The organism is Dactylosporangium siamense (assembly GCF_016862795.1).
Taxonomy (GTDB): Bacteria; Actinomycetota; Actinomycetes; order Mycobacteriales; family Micromonosporaceae; genus Dactylosporangium; species Dactylosporangium siamense.
In genome coordinates this window covers 1-22,455 of record NZ_BONQ01000050.1, presented here as the reverse complement: position 1 = coordinate 22,455, position 22,455 = coordinate 1, and the positions used below count along the sequence as shown (strand labels likewise).

Annotated in this window: 22 protein-coding genes; 14 read left to right on the top strand and 8 right to left on the bottom strand. The window is 71.3% G+C overall.

All coding sequences use genetic code 11. The features are described from left to right. Window positions 1-70: 70 nt before the first annotated feature. Together Dsi01nite_RS15980 and Dsi01nite_RS15975 are read right to left on the bottom strand one after the other, a co-directional pair. Entirely contained in the window at window positions 71-1,387 is a 1,317-nt protein-coding gene (locus Dsi01nite_RS15980; protein ID WP_203846933.1) for a C39 family peptidase, read from the bottom strand. Then, complete coding sequence (locus Dsi01nite_RS15975; protein WP_203846932.1) at window positions 1,384-3,360, bottom strand: N-acetylmuramoyl-L-alanine amidase; 1,977 nt, start codon at window positions 3,358-3,360, stop codon at window positions 1,384-1,386. Before Dsi01nite_RS15975 ends, Dsi01nite_RS15980 begins: the two co-directional genes overlap by 4 nt. A 294-nt stretch (window positions 3,361-3,654) precedes the next feature. Here Dsi01nite_RS15975 and Dsi01nite_RS15970 point away from each other — a divergent pair, with 294 nt between their 5' ends. From Dsi01nite_RS15970 to Dsi01nite_RS15940, 7 genes are all read left to right on the top strand, one after another. Continuing rightward, window positions 3,655-4,653, top strand: a complete 999-nt coding sequence (locus Dsi01nite_RS15970; RefSeq protein WP_203846931.1) for an ABC transporter permease — start codon at window positions 3,655-3,657, stop codon at window positions 4,651-4,653. Between the two features lie 4 nt (window positions 4,654-4,657). Continuing rightward, a complete protein-coding gene (locus Dsi01nite_RS15965) occupies window positions 4,658-5,644 on the top strand; it encodes an ABC transporter permease (protein ID WP_203846930.1) in 987 nt (328 codons plus the stop codon). A 17-nt stretch (window positions 5,645-5,661) separates the two neighbouring features. Then, a complete protein-coding gene (locus Dsi01nite_RS15960) occupies window positions 5,662-7,407 on the top strand; it encodes an ABC transporter substrate-binding protein (RefSeq protein ID WP_203846929.1) in 1,746 nt (581 codons plus the stop codon). Further along, complete coding sequence (locus Dsi01nite_RS15955) at window positions 7,404-8,183, top strand: serine hydrolase (RefSeq protein ID WP_203846928.1); 780 nt, start codon at window positions 7,404-7,406, stop codon at window positions 8,181-8,183. Before Dsi01nite_RS15960 ends, Dsi01nite_RS15955 begins: the two co-directional genes overlap by 4 nt. 65 nt (window positions 8,184-8,248) lie before the next feature. Further along, window positions 8,249-9,349: a mandelate racemase/muconate lactonizing enzyme family protein gene (locus Dsi01nite_RS15950; protein WP_203846927.1), complete on the top strand. Its 1,101-nt coding sequence runs from the start codon at window positions 8,249-8,251 to the stop codon at window positions 9,347-9,349. Beyond that, on the top strand, window positions 9,346-10,245 hold the full coding sequence (locus tag Dsi01nite_RS15945) for a C40 family peptidase (RefSeq protein ID WP_239135922.1): 900 nt from the start codon (window positions 9,346-9,348) through the stop codon (window positions 10,243-10,245). The genes Dsi01nite_RS15950 and Dsi01nite_RS15945 overlap by 4 nt, the downstream gene beginning before the upstream one ends. Window positions 10,246-10,433: 188 nt before the next feature. Then, entirely contained in the window at window positions 10,434-10,808 is a 375-nt protein-coding gene (locus Dsi01nite_RS15940) for a VOC family protein (protein WP_203846926.1), read from the top strand. Window positions 10,809-10,840: 32 nt separating this feature from the next. On the opposite strand, the gene Dsi01nite_RS15935 is transcribed toward Dsi01nite_RS15940, so the two are convergent. Continuing rightward, window positions 10,841-11,596, bottom strand: a complete 756-nt coding sequence (locus Dsi01nite_RS15935; RefSeq protein ID WP_239135921.1) for an alpha/beta hydrolase — start codon at window positions 11,594-11,596, stop codon at window positions 10,841-10,843. A 94-nt stretch (window positions 11,597-11,690) separates the two neighbouring features. Between Dsi01nite_RS15935 and Dsi01nite_RS15930 the strand changes: the two genes are divergently transcribed. Genes Dsi01nite_RS15930 through Dsi01nite_RS15910 form a run of 5 tightly spaced genes read left to right on the top strand, consistent with a single transcriptional unit; the run spans window position 11,691 to window position 17,173 of the window. Next, window positions 11,691-12,206, top strand: a complete 516-nt coding sequence (locus Dsi01nite_RS15930; RefSeq protein WP_203846925.1) for a toxin-antitoxin system HicB family antitoxin — start codon at window positions 11,691-11,693, stop codon at window positions 12,204-12,206. Between the two features lie 33 nt (window positions 12,207-12,239). Continuing rightward, window positions 12,240-13,085, top strand: coding sequence for a DUF4097 family beta strand repeat-containing protein (locus Dsi01nite_RS15925; protein ID WP_203846924.1), 846 nt, complete (start codon window positions 12,240-12,242; stop codon window positions 13,083-13,085). A gap of 20 nt (window positions 13,086-13,105) precedes the next feature. Continuing rightward, window positions 13,106-14,173: an ATP-binding cassette domain-containing protein gene (locus Dsi01nite_RS15920; RefSeq protein ID WP_203846923.1), complete on the top strand. Its 1,068-nt coding sequence runs from the start codon at window positions 13,106-13,108 to the stop codon at window positions 14,171-14,173. Then, window positions 14,170-14,973 (top strand): ABC transporter permease, encoded by an 804-nt coding sequence (locus Dsi01nite_RS15915; protein ID WP_203846922.1) that lies wholly within the window; start codon window positions 14,170-14,172, stop codon window positions 14,971-14,973. The genes Dsi01nite_RS15920 and Dsi01nite_RS15915 overlap by 4 nt, the downstream gene beginning before the upstream one ends. Window positions 14,974-15,001: 28 nt before the next feature. Beyond that, window positions 15,002-17,173 carry an MMPL family transporter gene (locus Dsi01nite_RS15910; RefSeq protein WP_203846921.1) on the top strand — a complete coding sequence of 724 codons (2,172 nt, stop codon included), beginning with the start codon at window positions 15,002-15,004 and terminating at the stop codon, window positions 17,171-17,173. A 51-nt stretch (window positions 17,174-17,224) separates the two neighbouring features. Here Dsi01nite_RS15910 and Dsi01nite_RS15905 read toward each other — a convergent pair whose 3' ends face one another. Both Dsi01nite_RS15905 and Dsi01nite_RS15900 read right to left on the bottom strand, forming a co-directional pair. Then, a complete protein-coding gene (locus Dsi01nite_RS15905) occupies window positions 17,225-17,743 on the bottom strand; it encodes a hypothetical protein (RefSeq protein ID WP_203846920.1) in 519 nt (172 codons plus the stop codon). Between the two features lie 96 nt (window positions 17,744-17,839). Next, the gene (locus Dsi01nite_RS15900) at window positions 17,840-17,989 is read right to left on the bottom strand and encodes a hypothetical protein (RefSeq protein WP_203846919.1); all 150 of its coding nucleotides are present in this window, start codon (window positions 17,987-17,989) and stop codon (window positions 17,840-17,842) included. Between the two features lie 339 nt (window positions 17,990-18,328). Between Dsi01nite_RS15900 and Dsi01nite_RS15895 the strand changes: the two genes are divergently transcribed. Beyond that, window positions 18,329-18,901, top strand: coding sequence for a hypothetical protein (locus tag Dsi01nite_RS15895; protein ID WP_203846918.1), 573 nt, complete (start codon window positions 18,329-18,331; stop codon window positions 18,899-18,901). A 174-nt stretch (window positions 18,902-19,075) separates the two neighbouring features. Here Dsi01nite_RS15895 and Dsi01nite_RS15890 read toward each other — a convergent pair whose 3' ends face one another. The 3 genes from Dsi01nite_RS15890 to Dsi01nite_RS15880 all read right to left on the bottom strand — a co-directional run bounded on the left by Dsi01nite_RS15890 (window position 19,076) and on the right by Dsi01nite_RS15880 (window position 22,039). Next, window positions 19,076-19,969 (bottom strand): glycoside hydrolase family 64 protein, encoded by an 894-nt coding sequence (locus tag Dsi01nite_RS15890; protein WP_203846917.1) that lies wholly within the window; start codon window positions 19,967-19,969, stop codon window positions 19,076-19,078. A gap of 8 nt (window positions 19,970-19,977) precedes the next feature. Further along, the gene (locus Dsi01nite_RS15885; protein ID WP_239135920.1) at window positions 19,978-20,895 is read right to left on the bottom strand and encodes a glycoside hydrolase family 16 protein; all 918 of its coding nucleotides are present in this window, start codon (window positions 20,893-20,895) and stop codon (window positions 19,978-19,980) included. A gap of 148 nt (window positions 20,896-21,043) precedes the next feature. After that, a complete protein-coding gene (locus Dsi01nite_RS15880) occupies window positions 21,044-22,039 on the bottom strand; it encodes a zinc-binding dehydrogenase (RefSeq protein ID WP_203846916.1) in 996 nt (331 codons plus the stop codon). 55 nt (window positions 22,040-22,094) lie between these two features. On the opposite strand from Dsi01nite_RS15880, the gene Dsi01nite_RS15875 reads away from it, so the two are divergent. Beyond that, window positions 22,095-22,455 (top strand): AraC family ligand binding domain-containing protein (locus Dsi01nite_RS15875; protein ID WP_203846915.1); only part of this gene is annotated, 361 nt, incomplete at its 3' end.

Genomic DNA, 22,455 nt, shown 5'->3' with positions numbered 1-22,455 from the left:
GCGGACGCCGAGGCCGGCGAAGCGGAGACAAAGACACCAGCCAGCAGTAATGCCAGCAGAAGACGAATTTTCACCAGTTGTCCGATCCGGGCACTCGCGGCAGCTGCTTCGAGCTGGGGGCGATGATGTACGCGACGCCGCCGCTACCGGAGGCCACGGTGCCGTTCGCACGGTACCGCTTCGTACGCAGCCACACCTGCTCGAACTCCGATCGCTTGTACACGTTGCGTACCGCATCGTTCGACGACGACGCGGGGTCGTTGATGATCACGTCGCCGGTGGCGGTGAAGCCGACCACGACGAACAGGTGCCCGGAGGTCGAGTAGTTCGCGTCGGTGAGCTCCGTGGCGAGGAACGACTGGGACGTCACGACCGGGATGCCGGCGGCGATGAACCGTTCGACCTCGTCCAGGGAGTGCAGCCGGGTCACGATGCCGGTGAGCCCGTAGCTCGCCGCGTAGGCGGTGTTGAACGGCCAGTTGCCGGCGCCCTGGTACGTGTAGTCGTAGGTGCTGCGAGCGGCGTGGTCGACCTGCGGGTCGGCGTAGGACGGGTCGACCCAGGCGAGGTCCGCCGGGCTCGGGTGGTGGCCCCAGTACTCGACGACCATCTCCGTCGACGTCGGCGAGCACCAGGCCTCCCCGCCGCCGTCGTACTCGGGGTACTGACCCTCGTGGATGTTCTGCGAGTAGCGCGGCACGGCCAGCTCGCGGCCCCAGGCGATGTGCCCGGCGCTCGGGGTGACGGTGAACCGGTCGGGGACGTTGGAGGCCATCGCGCCGACCTGGTAGACGCGGGGGGTGGCGCGGGAGCCGGGCTGACGGTAGAGGGTGACGCGCAGCCGGTAGGACTGCAGCAGCACCCCGGCCGAGGCGTCGTCGATGGAGAACGTGTCGGTCCAGATCGAGGACACGCCGTCGCTCTGATCATCGACGGTGGCGCGCCGGATGTCCTGGTCCCCGGAGGCCCAGCGGCCCATCACGTACCGCGGGGTCTGGCGGCCGTCGGTGTAGGTGCCCTCCAGCTCGACCTGCAGCCAGGTGCCGGCCGGGGTGTCGGCGTTCCAGGACGCGACGAGCTCGCTGGCGCCGAACCCGATCCGCCGCTGCGGCGAGGTCCAGGTGGCGTACTCCCAGTCGGCGGTCGTGCCGGTGTGCGGGTCGGTGAACGACGTGGTGCCGGCGGCCCGGCCGATGCTCAGGTACGACGTGCGGCCGGGCACCGCCCAGGTGCCCTCCGACTTCCCGCTGAGCCACTGCGGGAACGTCTGCCAGCGGTTGAACGTGATCTGCTCGTCATGCGTGACGGGATGCGCGGTCGCGGCGGTCGCGGGCGCGATGAACGCCATGGCTACAGCGAGCACGACGGCGGCTGCGGATCGTCTCATGACCCCTCCGGGGGCGCGATGAACGACGGCAGGATCTGCACGTCGTCGAGGTTCACGAACATGACGCGGTGCCCGAACTGGACCTGTGCGTACTTGTTCTGGCCGCGGATGACGGTCCAGTCACCGGGGCCGGAGCCGTCGAAGGTCACGGCCCGGTAATACTCGCCGGGCACGATGCCGCCGAGGGTGTACCGCTGACCGGCGCTGAACGTGTACTGCAGCGGGGTGATCGCCTGGTACGGCACGCCGGCCGGGTACGCGGACTGCTCCGGGTAGGCGCGCCCGTAGACGGGGATGCTCGCCTTGCCGGCCTTCGGGGTGACGACGAGGCCGGTCGACCACTTCGCCGCCGGACGGGACGGCGGGTTGAAGAACCAGCCCTTCTGGCCGAGGTACCAGATCGCGGTCCAGTCGCCCTGCCGGCCGGCGACGGCGTAGGTCTGCCCGGCCGCGGCGCGGGCACCGTGGTCGGAGATCTGCATCGTGGCCGGCTCACCGCCGGGGCGCAGGCCGATGTCGCTCAGCAGCGGCGCGTCCTGGGACGGCGCGGTGCGCAGCAGCACCGGCGAGGAGCCGTGCAGCGGGCACGGGTTGCTCGCGGCACCGGTGCAGCCGGTGTACTGCGGCTGGTTCGTCCCGTAGTCGGGGTCGATCGTGACCAGCCCGGTCTTGGACGTACCGAACGTGATGAACGGCGCGTGCAGCAGGTCGAAGTAGTGGCTCCAGTCCCAGTACGGGCCCGGATCCCAGTGCATGCCGCGCACGGTGGAGGGCACGGTGCCGGGGACGTTGTCGTGGCCGATGATGTGCTGCCTGTCCAGCGGGATCGCCAGCCGCGCGGCCAGGTACCGCACCAGTTTCGCCGAGGAGCGGTACATCGCCTCGGTGTACCAGGCGCCCTGCTGCGCGGCGAAGCCCTCGTGCTCCAGGCCGACGGACTTGGCGTTGACGTACCAGTTGCCGGCGTGCCAGGCCACGTCCTTGGTCTTCACGTGCTGGGCGACGTGCCCGTCGACGGAGCGCAGCGTGTAGTGCCAGCTGACGTACTCCGGGTCCTGGACCAGGTTGAGCGTGGTGTCGTAGGTGGCCTCGGTGTCGTGGATGACGATGTACTCGATGCGCTGCCGTTGCGGGCGCTCGCTGAGGTCGTGGTTGCCGTAGTCGCCGGCGCCGGGCCCGTACTGCTCGTAGGGTGCCGGGATCCACTCGCACGAGATGTCGACCGGGCATTCCAGGCCGTCGGGGCGGGCCGGCGGCCGGCGCAGGCCGAGCCGGTCCAGCCAGGCCCGGACCGGGCTGATGGCGGGCTGCGCGGCCAGGTTCAGCGGGTGCCCGTCGTCGGTGGTGCGGGCCATGCCGTCGCGCAGGGTCGCGTAGACCTCGTCGGCGAAGGCGGCCGCGGCGTCGGTGGTGTCGGCGCCGCTGTACTTCGCGACCGCGCCGTACCAGGCGGCCGGGTCGCTGCCGGCGCCGGCCGGGCCGCCGGCGTCGCGCTGATACCCGGCGAGCAGCGCCGCACCGCCGCGGATGTTGGCCGCGGGATCGGTGCGCAGGGTCTGCTCCGCCGTGCCGGTGAGCTCGGCGGCGCGCTGCAACGTCCGCAATGCCGGGCCGGTCGCGGTGGCGGCAGGCTGGACGGTCTTGGGGGCCCGGGAGTCGTCCCCGCGGGCGTCATTCTCGTGGTGGGCCGCCGCGGCGAGGGTGGCCGCGTCGGTCAGGTGCATCGGGCCGTAGCCGGCGCTGGTGCTCGGCGCGCCGCCGTTGGTGTCCCAGCGCGATTCCAGGTAGGACACGCCGAGCAGGACGCTCTGCGGCACGCCCCAGGCCGTGGACGCCGAGGCGTATTCGGCCTGGCGTGCGTCGGTTTCGGCGGCGGCTGCGGTGCCGGTGGGAAGGACGGCGGCACTCAGCGCGAGAAGCATCGCGGCGCCGAGCGTGGCAGTCGGGGTGAAGGGGCGGCGACGACGGCGCATCGAACCTCCTGACTACGGGTGGTTCGGCACAGCGTGCCGCACAGGAATCTTTGACGTCAATACCTTGCGGTCAGTTGCTCCAACATGTGGGTAACCTACAGCGACCGCCACCGCATTGACCTGTTTCATGCATGTTTCGACCGACTCTTCGCGCCGGTGACCGGGGTGCAGGATTTGCAGAGTCGTTACAAGCGCCGGATGACGGCGACGGGTTCGTAGATTACCTTCACCGTATCGTCGGCGTACGACGGTTACCTACAGTCGCTGCCGTCGATGCTGGGGAGGTGGGATGGCATGAGCGTGGTGCCGTTAGACGCGGAGCGGGTGGAGCAGGACGAGCCACCGGCCCGGGACGACGAGGCGATCGCCGCGCGGTCGCTCGGGCAGGCCGTCTGGCGCCGGCTGCGACGCGACCGCACCGCACTGGTCAGCGGCATCGTGTCGGCGCTGCTCATCGTGGTCGCGCTGGCCGCCCCGCTGATCGAGCTCGGCTACGGGATCGACCCGCAGGACTCGTTCAAGGACGACCTCGACCGCTACGGCATGCCCTACGGGGTGGCCGGCGGCGTCTCCGGCACGCACTGGTTCGGCATCGAGCCCGGCCTCGGCCGCGACCTGTTCATCCAGATGGTCTACGGGATGCGCACCTCACTGGGCATCGCGTTCGCGGCCGCGATCGTCACCACGACGCTCGGCGTGCTGACCGGCATCGTCTCCGGCTACCTCGGCGGCTGGGTCGACGGCATCATCAACTGGATCACCGACGTCGCCCTGGCCCTGCCGTTCCTCATCTTCACCCTCGCCCTGATCCGCCCCCTCGAGCTGGCCTTCTACGGCCCCCGCGAGGCGGTGCCGGGCTGGTTCCGGGTCATCGTGCTGATCGGGCTGTTCGCCGCGTTCGGCTGGACGGCCACCGCCCGGCTCGTCCGCGGGCAGGTGCTCTCGCTGCGCGAACGCGAGTTCATCGAGGCGGCCCGGGCCACCGGCGCGCGCACCTCGCGGATCCTGTTCAAGGAGCTGCTGCCGAACCTGTGGGCGCCGATCATCGTGGTGTTCTCGCTGTCGATCCCGGCCTACATCACCAGCGAGGCGGCACTGTCGTTCCTCGGCATCGGGATGCTGGAGCCGACCCCGGACTTCGGGCGCACGATCTTCCGCAGCCTCAACTACCTGCAGACCGACCCGGCGTACGTGTTCTTCCCCGGCGTCACGATCTTCGTGCTGGTCCTGGCCTTCAACCTGTTCGGCGACGCGGTCCGGGACGCGCTCGACCCGAAGTCGATGACGAGGTGACGCCGTGCTGAACTTCCTGATCCGGCGGATCCTGCTGGCGATCCTCACGCTGTTCGCGGTGAGCGTGCTGACGTTCCTGATGTTCTTCGCGCTGCCCCGCGACCCGGCGACGGCGATGTGCCCGAAGAACTGCGACGCGGCGCGCCTCGAGCGGGTCCGCGACGAGCTCGGGCTCAACGACCCGAAGTACCTGCAGTACCTGCACTACGTGCAGGGCATCTTCGCCGGCCGCGACCTGGGCGCCTCGCAGGGCGGGCACTGCGACGCGCCGTGCCTGGGCTACTCCTACGTCAACAGCGAACCGGTGACGGAGACCTTCGGCCGGGTCATCCCGGTGACGTTGAGCATCGTGGTCCCGGCCTCGATCCTGTGGCTGACGGTCGGCATCGGGCTGGGCATGCTGTCCGCCCTCCGGCTGGGCACCGTCTTCGACCGCCTGGCGATCGGCCTGTCGCTGACGGGGGCGTCGCTGCAGCTGTACTTCGTGGGCGGCGTGCTGCTGCTGACGTTCGTCTACACGTTGAAGGTCCTGCCGTACCCGCGGTACACCTCGATCCTGGACAACCCGTGGGACTGGGCGACGGCGCTGATCCTGCCGTGGTGCGCCCTCGCGGTGCTCTTCTCCGCCGTCTACGCCCGGCTGTCCCGCGCGCAGATGCTGGAGACGCTGTCCGAGGACTACGTGCGCACCGCCGAGGCCAAGGGGCTGCGGCGCCGCACGGTTGTGCGCCGGCACGCGCTGCGGGCCGCGATCACGCCGCTCGTGACGACCGCGGGTGTCGAGGTCGGCGCCGCGCTCGGCGGGACCGTCATCACCGAGACCACGTTCGGCCTGCGCGGCCTCGGCCGGACCGCGATCGACGCGGTCAAGGACGGGGACCTGCCGACGATCATGGGCACCGTCCTGATCGCGGCCGCCTTCATCGTCGCCGCCAACCTCGTCGTCGACGTGCTCTACACCATCATCGACCCGCGCGTCCGGCTGCGGTGAACCCCAGGGAGAACGACATGCCACGAAAACCTTTGACGGCGTTGATACTGCTGACGCTCGTCGCCGGTCTCGGCGCCTGCAGCGAAAACAAGCGCACCGACGACGACGCGAAGACCGAGAACCGGCAGGCCACCGGCTCGATCGCGACCGACCCGAAGGACTCGAAGGGCCCGGCCGCGGAGGTCCCCGGCGCGGCCAAGGGCGGGACCGTCACGGTCCTGCGGCAGAGCAAGATCTCGCACCTGGACCCGCAGCGGGTGTACTCGTTCGTCGGCCTGACCGCCTCGCAGCTGTACGCGCGGCGGCTCACCACGTACAAGGACGACGGCAAGGGCAAGGTGGTCCTCGTCGGCGACCTGGCCGAGACGCCCGGCACCGACGTCAACAAGGACTGCAAGACCTGGGAATTCAAGATCAAGGACGGGGTGAAGTTCGAGGACGGCAGCGCGATCACGTCGGCGGAGATCGCCTACGGCATCGCCCGCTCCTTCGACCTGGCCCTGACCGGCGGCCCCACCTACATCCAGGAGTGGCTGGCCGACTCGCCGCAGTTCGACACCAAGTTCAACTTCGCGGCGAACAAGACGTCCCTGCCGCCGGGGCTGAGCACCCCGGACCCCAAGACGCTGAAGTTCGTGTTCAACAAGCCGCACTGCGACTTGCCGTTCGCGGCGTCGCTGCCGGCCACCGCGCCGCTGCCGCCGGCCAAGGACACCGGCACCGACTACGACAAGCAGCCCCTGTCCTCCGGGCCCTACAAGCTCACCAAGAACGAGGCCGGCACCCGGCTCACGTTCGAGCGCAACACGTTCTGGGACCCGGCGACCGACGCGATGCGCCACCAGTACCCGGACGCGTACGTCTACGAGTTCGGCGCCAACCCGGTCACCCAGACCAACCGCATCATCGCCGACAGCGGCGCCGACGCGAGCGCCGTGTCGTTCAACGGCGTCGACTCCTCGCTGGTGTCCAAAGTGGTCAATGACCCGGCGTTGAAGGCGCGCACGCTGCAGGAGCCCACGCCCAGCGAGTACACCCTCACCATCAACAACAACAAGGTCACCGACCTGAAGATCCGCCAGGCGCTCAACTACGCCATCGACCGTGACGGCGTCGTCAAGACCCTCGGCGGCGACACGGTGGCCCGCGCCGTGACCACGCTCATGCCGCCGGCGACGATCGGCTGGAAGGACTACGAGGCCTACCCGGCCGGCAAGAGCGGCAACCCCGACAAGGCCAAGGAACTCCTCGGCGGCAAGACCCCGGAGCTGGTCCTCGGGTTCCAGGACGACTCGACCTACCAGGAGCTCAGCACCCACCTCAAGGGCAACCTGGAGAAGGCCGGCTTCAAGATCACACTGAAGCCGATCGCCGCGGACACGTTCCTCGACGAGACGAAGAAGAAGGACAACCCCTGGGACCTGTACATCGGGTCGTGGGGCGCGGACTGGCCCAGCGGCGCGTCGATCCTGCCGGTCCTCTACGACGGCCGGGCGATCAAGGACGGCGGCAGCAACAACGGCGCGTCCTACCTCAACGCCTCCGCGCTCAACGCCGAGTTCGACCGGGTCCTCGCACTGCCCGTCGGCGAGCAGGGCCCCGAGTGGGGCAAGCTCGACGAGAAGATCATGAAGGAGTACGCGCCGGTCGTGCCGCTGTACGTCGACGTGATGTTCACGATCCACGGCTCGAAGGTCGGCGGCATCTTCATCGACTCCATCTGGGGCAGCGTCGCGGTCACCAACGCCTACGTGAAGCAGTGACATTGTCGTTCCTCGAAGGGGCGCTCGACGGGACACCGGGCTTGGTCTCGGTGTCCCTCGGGCGCCTCGGCGCACCACCGGCGTACACCCGTTCGCCGGACGCGCCGCACTACGCCGCCAGCACGATGAAGGTCGCCGTGCTGGTCGCGCTGCACCGGGCGGCCGACGCCGGCCTCCTCGACCTGGACGCACCGGTGCCGGTGGTGAACGACTTCGCGTCGGTCGGCGGCTCCCGATACACCTGCGATCCCGGCTACGACAACGAAGACGAGGTGTGGCGGCGGCTCGGATCCTCCGCCCCGGCACGCTGGCTGGCCCGCCGGATGATCGTGCGGTCCAGCAACCTCGCGACCAACCTGCTCATCGGCCTGATCGGACTGCCCGCGGTCGCCGGGGCGTGGCGAGCGGCCGGCGCGACCGGCAGCGTCACCGCCCGCGGCATCGAGGACCCGGTCGACCTGGACAACACGGTCACCGCCGCCGACCTCGCCCGGCTACTGGGCGGCATCGCGACCGGCTCGGTCGCCGAACCCGCGTCGTGCACCGAGATGCTCGACGTGCTCGCCGCCCAGGAAGACCTCGCCATCGAGGTGCCCGGCGGGGCCCGGGTCGCGCAGAAGAGCGGCTGGGTCACCGGCGTGCGGCACGCCGCCGGCGTGGTCCTGCCCGCCGGCGAGCCGCCGTACGTGCTCGCGGTCTGCACCACCGGCGCCCCGGACGGTGTGATCGCCCGCCTGTCCCGACTCGCCTGGGACGCCCGCAAGGAGCTGCTGTGACCGTCCAGGAGGTGCTGGCGTGACCATCAAGGAGGTGCTGGCGTGACCATCAAGGAGGTGCTGGTGTGATCATCAAGGAGGTGCGCACGCACCGCGTGTCCGCGCCGTTCCACACGCCGTTCGTCACCGCGCTGCGCCGCGCCACGACCGCCGAGTCGCTGCTGGTCTCGATCACCGACGGCAACGATGCGGGGTACGGCGAGGCGCCACAGGTGTGGCAGGTGACCGGCGGCTCGGTCGCCGGCGCCGAGGCCTGCGTCCAGCAGATCCTCGGCCCGCTGCTGATCGGCCGCGACGCCGACGACGTGGCCGGCAACGGCCGGCTGGTGCAGCGCGCGGTGCAGCACAACGAAGGCGCGAAGGCCGCCGTCGACGTCGCCCTGCACGACCTCGCGGCCCGCCGGCTGGGCGTGCCGCTGGTGCGCTACCTCGGCGGCGTCGCCCTGTCCGTGCCGACCGACGTCACCCTCGCCGCCGACCGGCCCGAGGCCCTGGCCGCCGCCGCCCGCGCCCGCGTCGACGAGGGCTTCCGGGTCCTCAAGGTCAAGGTCGGCAGGCCCGGCGCCGGCGAGCGCGACGCCGCCGCGGCCGACATCGCCCGGGTCCGCGACATCCGCGCCGCCGTCGGCCCCGACGTGCTGCTGCGCCTCGACGCCAACCAGGGCTGGACCCCACGGCAGGCGGTCCGCGTCATCCGCGGCATCGAGGACGCCGGCCTCGACGTCGAGCTCGTCGAGCAGCCGGTCCCCCGGCACGACCTCGACGGGCTCGCCTGGGTCAGCGACCGCGTCGGCGTGCCGATCCTCGCCGACGAGGCCGTGTTCGGCGTCCGCGACCTCGTCGAGGTGATCCGCCGCCGCGCCGCCGACCTGGTCAACGTCAAGCTCGCCAAGTCCGGTGGCCTCGGTCCCGCCCGCACCCTCCTCGAGCTCGCCGCCGCGCACGACATGGGCACGCTGATCGGCTCGATGATGGAGACCCAGGTCGGCGTCGGCGCCGCGGCGAGCCTCGCCGCCGCCTACGGCACGAGCGCCGTGTCCGACCTCGACGCCGTGTGGTGGCTCGCGTCCTCGCCGGTCCGGGGCGGGCTGCGATACGAGCGCGACCACGTCCAGCTGCCGGACCGTCCCGGTCTCGGCGTCACCCTTGCTCTGGAGGACCTGTGAGACACGCGGCAGTCGGGGTCACGGTGGCGACGTTGTGGTCGTCCCCGGACCGGACCCGGCCCAGCGATGCGGCCGCCCTGCTGGACTCCCCCGACATCGGCGCGTGGATCGCGGCGATGACCCCCACCGAGCAGACCGGCAGCGGCGTCGTCACCCAGCTGTTGCTGGGGGATCCGGTACAGGTCGAGGAGTCCCGCCCGGACGGTTGGTCCCGGGTCGTCGCGACCGGCCAGCCCGCCCCGGAGCTCGACCCTCGCGGCTATCCGGGCTGGGTCCGCACCGCCCAGCTCACCGCTCCCGCCTCCGACGGCGCCGAGCCGCTGGTGGTCGACGCCACGACCACCGCCCTGCGCGACGCCCCGGGCGGGCGGGTCGTGCTGCCCGGCGTGGTGCTCGGCACCCGGCTGCCGCCGGTCGGCGCGGCGGCCGGGAGCTGGTTGCCCGTCGGCGTCGCCGGCCGCACGCTCTGGGCCGCCGCCGATGACCTGGCGCCGGTGCCGGACCGCCCGCCGACGGGCGACGAGGTCCTCGCGGTGGCCCGCCGGTTGCTCGGCGCGGTGTACGTGTGGGGCGGCCTGTCCACGCCCGGCATCGACTGCTCCGGCCTGGTCCACCTGGTGTGGCGCCGGCTCGGGGTGCGCCTGCCCCGCGACGCCCACGACCAGGCGGCCGCGACCACGCCCGTCGCCCCGGGCACCGAGCACCCCGGCGACCTGTACTTCTTCGCCCGCCCCGGGCGCCCGGTCCACCACGTCGGCATCGTCGTCACCCCCACCGACCGGGTGCTGCTGCACGCATCGGCCGAAGCGCACCAGGTCCTCGAGGAGCCGATGCCGCAGGACCGGGTCGAGACCCTCACCGGCATCCACCGCGTGGGGCAACCTGCGACGCGCTGACCCGCTAGCCTGAGGTCGCATCGATTGGCATCATCCGCCGACCGAAGGGCCCTGCATGCTCGTCGCGACGAAACCGTGGAACGTCGGTCTGTACGGCATCGGCATCCTCGCCATGGCCGCCGTCGTCGTGTTCATCGTCCTGCTCCTGCGCCGCCGGTAGCCGGTCACCACGAGAGGAGCCCGGCACGATGTTCGAGTTCAACGGCCTGCACCACACCCAGCTGGCGATCCCGCCGGGCGCCGAGGCCCAGATCCGGGCGTTCTACGGCGACGTCCTGGGGATGACGGAGCTGGAGAAGCCGCCGGTGCTCGCCGCCCGCGGTGGCTGCTGGTTCCGCGGCGGCGCCCTGGAGCTGCACTTCGGCGTCGAGCAGGACTTCGTCCCCGCCCGCAAGGCCCACCCCGGGCTGCTGGTCGCCGACCTGGACGCCCTGGCGGAGCGGCTGACCGACGCCGGCGTCGGCGTCGACTGGGACGACAACTTCCCGGGCCACCGCCGCTTCTACGCCTTCGACCCCCTGGGCAACCGCCTCGAGTTCCTTGAGCCGGAGGCGAAGCGCTGAGGCACGGCTTTGTGACGTGCTGGTGACGCCGCTCAGCGCAGCGTCGCCAGCACGCGGTCGACTGCCTGCGTGACGGCGTGCCGCGAGGCGTCGGTGTCGTCGAGGGTGTCGAAGCCGTGCTGCCCGGCCGGCACGTCGATGATGGTCAGGTCCGCCTCGGCGGTCCGTGCCGCGGCCACGAATTCCGCGACGGTGGCGGCGATGTCCGGGCGTTCCAGCCCCACCCGGGTGAGCACGATCGGCAGGGCGTTGGCCCGCATCGCACCGGCCACGCCGGTCGCGGCCGCCGCACCGACCGCCTCGACCGCGCCGACCGGCCGGAAGCTCGGCTCCAGCACGGAGCTGCCCAGCCATGGGTAGGTCAGCGCGACGCAGCGCAGCCACGACGGGGGATCACGCAGCCAGCCGGCGCACAGCGGCCCGCCGCCGGAGAAGCACCACAGTGCGATGCGGTCGCCGTCGACGCGCGGGTGCTCGCGGGCCCGCTCGACCGCTTCGTGGAGCAGTGCCGCGGACCGCGGGTAGTCGTCGAGGCTGTGCAGCGGATGGTCGACGGTCACGGCGACGACACCACGGCCGGCGAGCAGCGAGCCGTAACCGCGATAGACCGGCCAGTCCCGCGGCGTGGGCCGGCGCCCGGCCGGCACCGGTCCGCCGTGGACCAGCACCACCGCCGGCCGGCGTCCGGCGCCGGCGTCCGGGAGGTAGACGTCCTCCGTGTCGCCGCGCTCCGGCTCGACCGGGTCGACCGGGACCACGAGTGGTGCCAGGTAAGCGGGACGTTGCACGTCGGCCAGCGTACGCGGTGCCAACCTGAGCCACGTTGCGCCAAACTGAGCCAGATTGCTTGCGAGTGGCACCACTGCGTGCCATAGTTGTGCCATGGACCTGAACCCGTATGTGGCCTCGCTCGGACGTGAGCTGCTGACGGCCGCGGAGACCGGTGCGGACGGCGGCACCGCGTCCATCGAGCGGCTCACCGTCGCGATGGAGTCGGCGATCCGGCTCGCCATGCTCGAGGCGCTGTCGGCCGCCGCCGACGAGATCACCAGAGACCTCGTCCCCGGGTCGGTCCAGGTGCGCCTGCGCGGCCGCGACCCGGAGTTCGTCGTCACCGCGCCCCCGGCGCAGCAGCCGCGGGACGAGGACGCCGGCCGCGGCGCGGCACCGGCCGACGACGGCGCGAGCTACGACGACGGCGCCACGGCGCGCATCAACGTCCGGCTGCCGGAGCAGCTCAAGGCCGCGATCGAGGAGGCCGCCGGCAAGGAGGGCCGGTCGGTCAACGCGTGGCTGGCCCGGGCCGCCGTGGTCGCGCTGCGCACCTCGGACCGCGACCACGCCTCCGAACGCCGCGGCAAGCCCGGCGCGCAGCACCACACCGGCTGGGCCCGCTAAAAGCCTTCCAGAACCCAATGCAAGGGGACAACCATGCCTGTTTTCGCCACCCCGGAGCCGATCTCCGTCATCATCGACATCACCGTCGGCGAGCTGCGCCTCGTCGCCGGCGACCGCACCGACACCGTCGTCGAGGTGCGCCCGAGCGACGACACGGACGAGTCCGACGTGCAGGCCGCGCAGCAGACCCGGGTCGAATACGCCAACGGCACGCTGACCGTGCGCGGGCCGAAGTCGCGGATGTTCGACTTCTCGAAGAAGACCCGGTCGATCGCCGTGCTGGTGGAGCTGCCGACCGGCTCCTCGGTGCGCGGTGACGTGACCGTCGGCGACATCGACAGCACCGGCGCGCTCGGCGACTGCCGGTTCAAGTCGTCCGTCGGGCGGTTCCGGCTCGACCAGACCGGTCACCTGCACGCGGACACCGTCGGCCACGTCGCCGCCGGCACCGTCGCCGGCGATGCCGAGGTCGCCACCGGCAGCGGCGACGTGCGCATCGGCGAGATCCGCGGCGCCGCCGTCATCAAGAGCTCCAACGGGCCCATCGAGATCGGCACCGTCACGGGCCAGCTGCGGGCGCGCGCGGCCAACGGCACCATCACCGTCGACCGGGCCGACGCCGGGGTCGACGCGAAGACCTCCAACGGCGCGATCCGTGTCGGCCGGGTCGCCCGCGAGTCGGTCACCCTGGTCACCGCCTCCGGCGACCTCGCGGTCGGGGTCGCCAAGGGCACTGCCGCGTGGCTCGACCTGAAGACGGGACACGGGCGGGTCCGCAACGAGCTCACCGACATCGACCAGGGACCGGAGAAGTCCGAGGAGACCGTCGAGGTCCACGCGCACACCAGCTTCGGCGACATCAGCATCCGCCGCACCTGACCTCTCGAAGGGATACCCCCATGACCACGCCATCCCAGCCGGCGATCACGGCGACCGGCCTGCGCCGGTCCTTCGGCGACCACGTGGTGCTCGACGGCATCGACCTGGACGTCCCGCGCGGCACCGTGTTCTCGCTGCTCGGCGCGAACGGCGCGGGCAAGACCACCACGGTGAAGATCCTGTCCACGCTGATCCGGGCCGGCGGCGGCACCGCGACGGTCGCCGGCCACGACGTGAGCACCGCACCGGACGCGGTCCGCGCCGCGATCGGTGTCACCGGCCAGTTCTCCGCGGTCGACAACCTGCTCAACGGCCAGGAGAACCTGTTCCTGATGGCCGACCTGCACCACCTGGGCCGGGCCGGCCGGCGCCGGGCGGCCGACCTGCTCGACCAGTTCGACCTCGCCGAGGCGGCCCGCAAGCCGGTCTCCACCTACTCCGGCGGCATGCGCCGGCGGCTCGACCTCGCGATGACCCTGGTCGCGTCGCCCGAGGTCATCTTCCTGGACGAGCCGACGACCGGGCTGGACCCGCGCAGCCGCCGCGCCATGTGGCAGATCGTGCGGGACCTGGTCGCCGGCGGTGTCACCGTCTTCCTCACCACGCAGTACCTGGATGAGGCCGACGAGCTGGCCGACCGGATCGCGGTGCTGGACCACGGCCGGATCGTCGCCGAGGGCACCCCGGGCGAGCTCAAGCGCCGCATCCCCGGCGGCCACATCGAGCTGCGGTTCGCCGGGCCGGCCGACCTCGAGGCCGCCGAGCGGGCCATGGCCCAGACGCCGTCGCGTGGGGTCGCGGAGCCCCAGACGCCGTCGCGTGGGGTCGCGGAGCCCCAGGCGACCCGCGACACCGACACGCTCGCGCTGCGGGTCCCGCACGACGGCAGCCTCGGCGCGCTGAAGGCACTGATCGACCGGCTCGACGCGCACGCGGTCGCGGTCGACTCGCTGAGCGTGCACACCCCCGACCTCGACGACGTGTTCCTCGCCCTGACCGGCAACCCCCGACCCGAGGCCGCGGGCGGCAACCCGCGACCCGATGCCGAGACCGGCAACCCCCGACCCGAGAAGGTGGCCACGCCATGAGCACGGTGTCCTATGCGCTCGCCGACTCCGCGACGATGCTGCGCCGCCAGCTGATCCGCATGATGCGGTATCCGTCGCTCACGGTGATGCTGGTCGCGATGCCGATCGTCTTCCTGCTGCTGTTCGTCTACGTCTTCGGTGGCACGCTCGGCGCGGGGCTCGGCGGCGCTGGAGACGGCGCCGCCGGTGGGCGGGCGGAGTACATCAACTACGTGACCCCCGCGATCATCCTGATGACGATCACCTCCATCGTGCAGGGCACCATGATCTCGGTCGCGATGGACATGACCGAGGGCATCATCGACCGGTTCCGCACCATGGCGATAGCGCGCGTCTCCGTCCTCACCGGACACGTCCTCGGCAGCCTCATCCAGGCGGTGCTCGCCATCACCGCGGTCCTCGGCGTCGCGCTGCTCATCGGCTTCCGCCCGACGGCGAGCCCGGTCGAGTGGCTGGCCCTCGCCGGTGTGCTGGTGATGATGGCGTTCGCGTTCATCTGGCTGTCGGTCGCGCTCGGCCTGTCCAGCAAGTCCGTCGAGTCGTCGAGCAACGTCGGCCTGCCGCTGATCCTGCTGCCGTTCCTCGGCAGCGGGTTCGTCCCGACCGACTCGATGCCCACCGCCCTGCGCTGGTTCGCCGAGTACCAGCCGTTCACACCGCTCATCGAAACGATTCGCGGGCTGCTGATGGGCACCCCGATCGGGAACAATGCGGTCATCGCCATCGGCTGGTGCGCCGCCATCACGCTCGGCGGCTATCTCTGGGCCAAGAAGCTGTTCAATCGCGAGTCGACCCGATAACTCGAAACCACGATGCAGGGAGGCGTCAATGTTCGGCTGGTTGGGTAGGTTCGTCGTTCGCAGAGCCTGGTGGGTGATCGCCGGCTGGCTGGTCGCATCGGTCGCGATCATCGGGCTCTCGCCGTCGTTGAGTGACATCACGTCGGCGGAACAGAGCGACTTCCTTCCGTCCAAGTACGAGTCGATCCAGGCGATCAAGCTGTCCCAGACGGCATTCGCCAAGCAGGCCACCGCGAGCGCGCTGATCGTGGTCAAACGCTCCGACGGCGCCGCACTGTCCGATCAGGACAGTGCCGCGGTCACCACGCTGGCGGGCAAGCTCAAGGCCCGCAACATCAAGGCCACCGAGGGCTACGTCACCGGGCCGCAGGTGCTGGCGCCGGACAAGTCGATCCAGCTCATCAGCGTGGGCCTGCAGGCCCCGACCCCGGACGACCCGGCACTGCTCGAGGCGATCCGCAGCCTGCGCACCGCACTCACCGAGGACCTCAACGGCACCGGGCTCAGCGCCCGCGTCGGCGGCGACGTGGCGTCCTACGTCGACAACGAGGACACGTTCAACAGCGCCTTCGCGATCGTCGGCATCGCCACGTTCGTGCTCATCGTCGGCCTGATCCTGGTCATCTTCCGCAGCCCGATCGCCGCGCTGCTGCCGATCGTCGTGATCGGCGTCGTGATGGAGGTGACCACCAGCATCATCGCGGCCGTCGGCAAGGCCCTGGACTGGAACGTCGGGCAGGACCTGCAGACGATCCTGCTGATCGTCCTCTTCGGCATCGGCACCGACTACATCCTGTTCCTGCTGTTCCGGTACCGCGAACGGCTGCGCGCCGGCGACGACAAGCAGACCGCGATGATCGTGTCGGTGCAGCGGGTCGGCGAGGTCATCGCGTCGGCGGCCGGCGCGGTCGTGGTCGCCTTCCTGGTGCTGCTGCTCGCCTCCCTCGGGTTCTTCGGCTCGCTCGGCCCAGGCCTGGCGATCGCGGTCGGCGTCATGCTGATCACATCGCTGACGCTGATCCCGGCGCTCGTGTCGAAGCTCGGCCGGTTCGTGTTCTGGCCGTCCAAGGCGTGGCAGCACCCGCCGAAGGCGACGATCTCGCGCAAGCTGGGCACGCTGGTCGCGCGCCGGCCGGCGCTCGTCGCGGTGGTGTCCGGCCTGGTGCTGGTCGCCCTGGCCGGTGGCACGCTGATGTACAAGGCCGACTACGACTTCAGCTCCGGTTTCCCGCAGGACACCGAGTCGGCCCAGGCACAGGCGGACCTGGGCCGCGCGTTCGCGGCCGGTGCCGCGCAACCGACCGAGGTGTACCTGACCACCACCGACGGATCGCCGCTGAGCCAGCAGGCGATCACCGAGTTCTCGGCCGCGGCCAAGGGCGGGCCCGGCGTCGGCCAGGTGCGCGACGCGATCCCCAGCTCCAGGCCGGACGTCGTGCGCATCGACGTGCTGCTGAACATGAACCCCGTGTCGAACGAGGCGATCGAGCTCGTCCGCGTCGACCTGCGCGACTACCTGCACGCCCGGGCACCCGCCGGGACGAAGGCACTCGTCGGCGGCACGACGGCGGTGTTCGCCGACATCAACACCGCCAACAACCGCGACCTGTCGGTGATCCTGCCGGTGGCCGCCGCACTGATCGCGATCATCCTGGCCCTGCTGCTGCGCAGCCTCGTCGCGCCGATCTACCTGGTGGTCGCGGTGCTGCTGAACTTCGCCGCGACGCTCGGCGCCACGGTGTACGTGTTCCAGGGCATCCAGGGCAAGCCGGGCGTCACGTTCCAGCTGCCGATCATCCTGTACCTGTTCGTCGTCGCGATCGGCACCGACTACAACATCCTGATGATCGCGCGGCTGCGGGAGGAGGCCCGGGAGGGCAAGGAGCCACGCGAGGCGGCGGCGCTCGGCGTCGAGCACGGCGGCCCGACCGTGGCCGCGGCCGGCCTGATCCTCGCCGGCACATTCGGGGTGCTGATGCTGGCGCCCATCTCGTTCCTGCAGCAGATGGGCTTCGCGGTCGCGATCGGCATCGTGCTGTCGGCGTTCGTGATGTCGTTCTTCTTCGTGCCGGCGTTCACCGCGCTCATCGGGCACGCCGCCTGGTGGCCCGGCCACGGCGACCGGGCGCCGGCACCGCACCAGCCGGTCGGCGGCGCCGTCGACCTGGAGAAGGAGCCCGGCCCGGCCGTGCACCCGTAAATCCGGCCGGAACCCGACGGCCCGGTCGCGACGCGACCGGGCCGTCGGCACTCAGACGAACGCCGAACTGCAGGCGGTCAGGCAGCCCACCACCACCCACGCCAGCAGGAAGAACATCCCCAGCTCGCTGATCTCCGCCTCCGCCCTGCGCCCGTACGGGGACAGCAGCCAGACCAGCGGCGACCAGCTGACGATGGCCCCGTTCAACGCGAGCACGCCCCCGGCCACCATCCGGCCGGGGTACCGCTCGGTCAGGGTCCCCCCGGCGCTCCACACCTCCCGCACGGTCCCCGGACGGTGCAGGTCGCTCGACTTGAAGCGCTCGATCCCGGACGGCCGGTCCGCGCCGGTCGGGGTGTACTCACCGTCGCAGGACCGGCCGAGCTCGTTGCCTTCGTAGTCGTGCCCCACCCAGCAGTCGGCGACGACGACCGTTCCCGCCGGCGGCCCGGAGCCGAACGAGGCACGCACGTGCGGCATCCCGTACACCCAGAACAGGGCGCTCGACGCGACCGCCCACACCAGCCCCGCGAGCAGCACACTGAACCGCGATCCGACGGGCGTCTCCACACCAGCCATCATGGTCGATCAATGCAATCCTCGGGTGCGGTGACCCGGGTCGCGGTGCTGCCCACCGCGCCCGGATCCTGGACCTGCCGCGCGTGTCTACGCCGTGAGGACCCACAACGCTTCGGTCCCGTGCTGCGGGAAGCCGCGGGCGCTGTAATGGAACGACAGTTCGCCCGGCTCGGCGAACGCCGCGGTGCCCGGCTCGGCGAACGCCGCGGTGCCCGGCTCGACGAGCGTCGGGTCCATCGGCGCGGCGAGCCATGATGGCCCGGACCCACCGGAGACCCTGCGCGCCGAGGTCGTCCGGCACGCCGAGCAACGCCATGAACACCTGCATCGGGTACTCGGCGATGGCCGCACTGACCAGGTCCACCGGCCCGGGACCGGCCAGGTCACCGAAGGTCCGCTGGGCGATCGGCTCGACGATGCGGCCGTAGTGCGCGCTGGCGGCGGGGCCGAAGAACCGGTTGTGGATGCGCCGGCGGCGGGCGTGCTCCGCCCCGTCGAGGGCGATCGTCGAGTCACTCATCGGACACCACCGGCCGATGGCTTGACCCGCGAGTCCGTCGATACAGTGGCCGCCGTATGAATGCCTTCGTCGCCGTCATGGGTCCGCTGGTCGCGTTGATCGGCGTCTGGCTGGGTTCATGGTTGACGCTGCGCAACGAGCGGCAGAAGGCGCAGGCCGAGCAGCGGCACCGCGAACGCGAAGAGCTCCGGCGCGCCTATTCGCGCTATCTCACCGCGTGCCGCCAGTTCGTCGACTACCTCAAGCAGCCCGCGAACCCGGTTGATGTGATCCGGTCGCCGGACGGTCGGCTCGTCGTGCCGAAGCTGTCCGGCGACGGTGCCGCGCTGCGCCAGGCCGTCGAGGCCGCCTCCGCGGACCTGCTCATGGTGACCAGCTCGCCGGACGTCGCGGAGCAGGCCCGCGAGCTTCGCGTCGCCGTCCTCCGCTTCGCGATCGACCGGGCGAACAGCCCGGACGGCATCGTCCCGGACTTGAGCTTCCGCACCTTCCAGCCGTCGGAGCAGGCATTCCTCAACGCCGCCCGACGCGACCTGGGCATGGCGGCCATCGACGTCGCGCTGTGGTCGACGCCGCCGGAGCTGGCCCGCCAGCAGCGGGAGGAACACGCCCGCGGACGCGACAGCTGATCGACGCTCAGGAGCGCCCCGATCGACAGCGCCGTTACCGGGCAAGCGCCGGGATGCCGTGCTCGCCGAATACGGGGAGTTCGCCGCCAGGGCTTCGGCGAGGCGGGCCACGTCGTCAACAACGCCGGCGGGACAGGACCGGCCTGCCCCGCCCTTTCGGCAGAGGCTGCGCGCCTACCAGCCGACCGCGATGAGCATGTACTGCGGATTGTTCAACGCGACGAAACTGGACTGGTCGGCGGCATCGTCGTAGGGGAAGCCGTACGCCTTGTTCCCGACCGCGTGGTTGTGCCAGAACCGGGCGTAGTAGTTGGCCGGCGCGCTCTGGTAGAACCGGCCGACGTCGGCCCACTGTGCCTGCGGGAGCTGGGCGACGTGCCGGTTGAGGGCGCCACACAGGGCCGCGTTGGACGCCAGGGAGCCGGCGCAACCGAAGACGTCGCTCGTGGAGACGTTGTAGCCCAGCGATGACGTGTAGCTCTTGAAGTAGTTCTGGTACTGGCCGCCGGGCTGGAACGCGGCGGACCGGCTCGGGGCGATGATCCGCAACGGCGCCTGGGCGAGGTGCTTGAACTGCGCCGGCATCGCGGTGACGAACTCCTGGAACGTGGAGTCGCGGCCCTGCGCGAAGACGGCCTGGGTCTCGCCGACCGTCGCTTCCTGGCCGCCCTTGGTGTGCACGCGCAGGGCGAGCTTGAGGCCGAACCCGTCGACCCGGGTGGTGTTGACGCCGATCCACGCGGCCGTGGTGTTGAGCTCGATGAAGTCGGAGTACTGGCTGTCCGGCGCGCCGAGGTGGAAGTACATCCGCGCCGCGGCGATGACCGGGACGTCGACGAACTGCTGCTCGGCGATCGATCGGGTCTGGCCGTTGAACGTCCAGTAGACCTTGCTGTCCGGATACTGGCCGTTGGTGCGGTTGAGCACCTTGAACGTCATGACGCGATTCGACACCGGGATGCCCGTGGTCGGGCCCCAGAAGTCCGCCGCGGCGGATGCCGGCGCCGCGAGCAGCGTGCCGGCGACCGCGGCACAGGTGAGCGCGGCGGTGCGGGTCAGGAACGACATGATCAGCCCTACTTCCGGTAGACGGCGACGTAGTCGACCTTCATGGCGTGCCCGCCGGCCGTGGCGGCGTTCGGGCCACCGCCGAACGCACCCGGGAAGCCGCCGCCGATGGCGAGGTCGAGGATGATGAAGAACGGATGGTGCACCGCGTTCGCCCAGGTCGCGGCCGGCACCTGGGTCGCGGTGACGGTGAAGTAGTTGGTGCCGTCGCGGTACCAGCGGATCTGTTCCGGCTGGACCGAACGGTCGATCTGCACCGCGTAGGTGTGATAGCCGGTCTGGCAGCCGTTGCAGGCACGTTCGCCGCTGCCGATGCCGGTGGACTCGTTGCACGGGCCGCCGGGGTTCGTGCCGCAGTGGAACGTCCCGAAGACGGAGCTGCGGCCGTTGACGTCCTCCATGATGTCGACCTCGCCGGACGTCGGCCACGGGGTGCCGGTGCGCAGCGTGGAGCCGAGCATCCAGAACGCCGGCCAGTAACCCGCGCCGTTGGCCCTGGTCACGTCCGGCTGCCAGATCGCGGCCTTGACCAGCAGTACTCCCCCGGCGCCCGCGCCGAAGGTCGCCTTGGTCTCGATCCTCCCCGAGGTCCAGCCGCCGGCCGGGTCGTTGCCCGCGTGCCTCGCCTTGAGCACCAGGTGGCCGCTGCCGTCGCGGTACACGTTCTGCGTGCTGCTGGTCATGGTCTCGATCTCGCCGGTGCCGAAGCTGCTGCCCGGACCGCTGTCGTACTGCCAGGCGCCGGTGTCGACACCCGTGTCGGCCGGGCCGTCGAAGTCGGTGCTCCAGAGCTGGGTGAAGCCCGCGGGCGGGGCCGGGATCGCCGCGCTCGCAACGGATCCGGGCGCTGCGGCGCCCGTGGCTCCCGCAACCAGCAGACTGACGACTGCCGCGGCTCTGCTCAGCCGCCGATGTTGCATTGCCATAGTCCTCTCCCACCATGCTGAAGGCCGTCCCGCCTCGGCCGCCAACTGGGCAGGGAGTTTCCCCTACGATAGGGGCCACCCATCCGTCAACGTCAATGCCGCTAGGTAAGGATTCGGTACGGGAGGCCGCGGACATCCTGGCCGGCGGCTACGGCAGCGCTTTGTGATCGTCGCCGGGCAGCAGCACCACCTTGCCGGTGGCCCGGTTGTCCTCCATGTGCCGGTGGGCCGCGACGATGTGGTCCAGGCCGAAGACCGCGTCGATGTTCGGCCGGTACACGCCGGCCTCGACGTTGCGGACGATCCGCTGGAGCACGGCCGCACCCGCGGCGCCCTTGAGGTCGTCGCTGTGGAAGGCGGTCAGCCGGGTCCCTGAGGGGATCATCGCGATCGGCTCGAAATCCGGGACCTGCCATCCGCTGAGGGAACCGGCCACGCAGACCGTCCCGCCCCGGCGGACCAGGCGCAGCGAGTCGACGACCGTCCTCGCGCCGACGAGCTCCAGGACGTGGCTCGGGCCGTCGGGCCACGGCGTGCGCAGCGACCCGGACCCGTCCAGGAGGACATGGTCGGCACCGGCCGCGGCCAGCGCGGCGGCCTTCTCCGGCCGCCGGGTCGTCGCCGCGATCTCGACGCCATGCGCATGCGCGATCGACGCGGCGGCCAGGCCCACCGACGACGTGCCGCCGCGGATGAGCAACCGATCCCCTGACTGGAGGCCCAGGGCGTCCAACGCGCCCTGGGCGGTCAGGTACGTCTCCGGCAGCGCCGCCAGCACCTCCCAGGGCAACGTGGTGGTCACGGGCATGAGCAGCGCGTCCGGCAGCAGCGCGTACTCGGCGTAACCGCCGTCGAAGGCCCGGCCCATCTCCCCCATCACCGCCGCGACGGTCGTGCCGGCCGGCAGCGCGGTGCCGGCCGGGTCGGCGATGACGCCGACGCACTCGATCCCCAGCACCCGCGGGAAGCTGACGCCCGGTGAGTGCCCTTGCCGGGTGCGCAGCTCCGACCGGTTGAGGCCGGCGGCCATCACCCGCACCAGGCTCCAGCCTTCCCGCACCGCGGGCATCGCCAGTTCACGGATTTCCAGGACCTCGGGGCCGCCGGCCCGGACGCAGACGGCCGCTCGCATCGTCGTTCGCATGTCCTGAACTGTCGCCGCCGGGGCTGGTGGCCGCCTACCGATAGAATGCCGAGTCATGCCCGTAGCCCGCCAATCCCGGATCTGGCCGTCCGGGGGCGCGCACCTGTGGCCGTCCGGCTCGACCAGCCCGACGCACTCCCATCCACGCGGGCATCTGGTGTACGCGGCGAGCGGCGTCCTGACCGTCCACACCGAGGACGGCACCTGGGTCGTCCCGGCCAACCGGGTCGCCTGGGTCCCCGCCTCGTCCATGCACCACCACCGCGCACACGGCGACACCGACATGCGGATCGTGTTCCTGCCGGTGGCACTGGCCCGGCGCGCGCCCGCCCGCCCGGCGGTGTTCCTCGCCTCCGGACTTGCCCGCGAGGTCCTGCTGGCGCTGACCGGCTCGCGGCGCTTCGACCCGGGCGCCC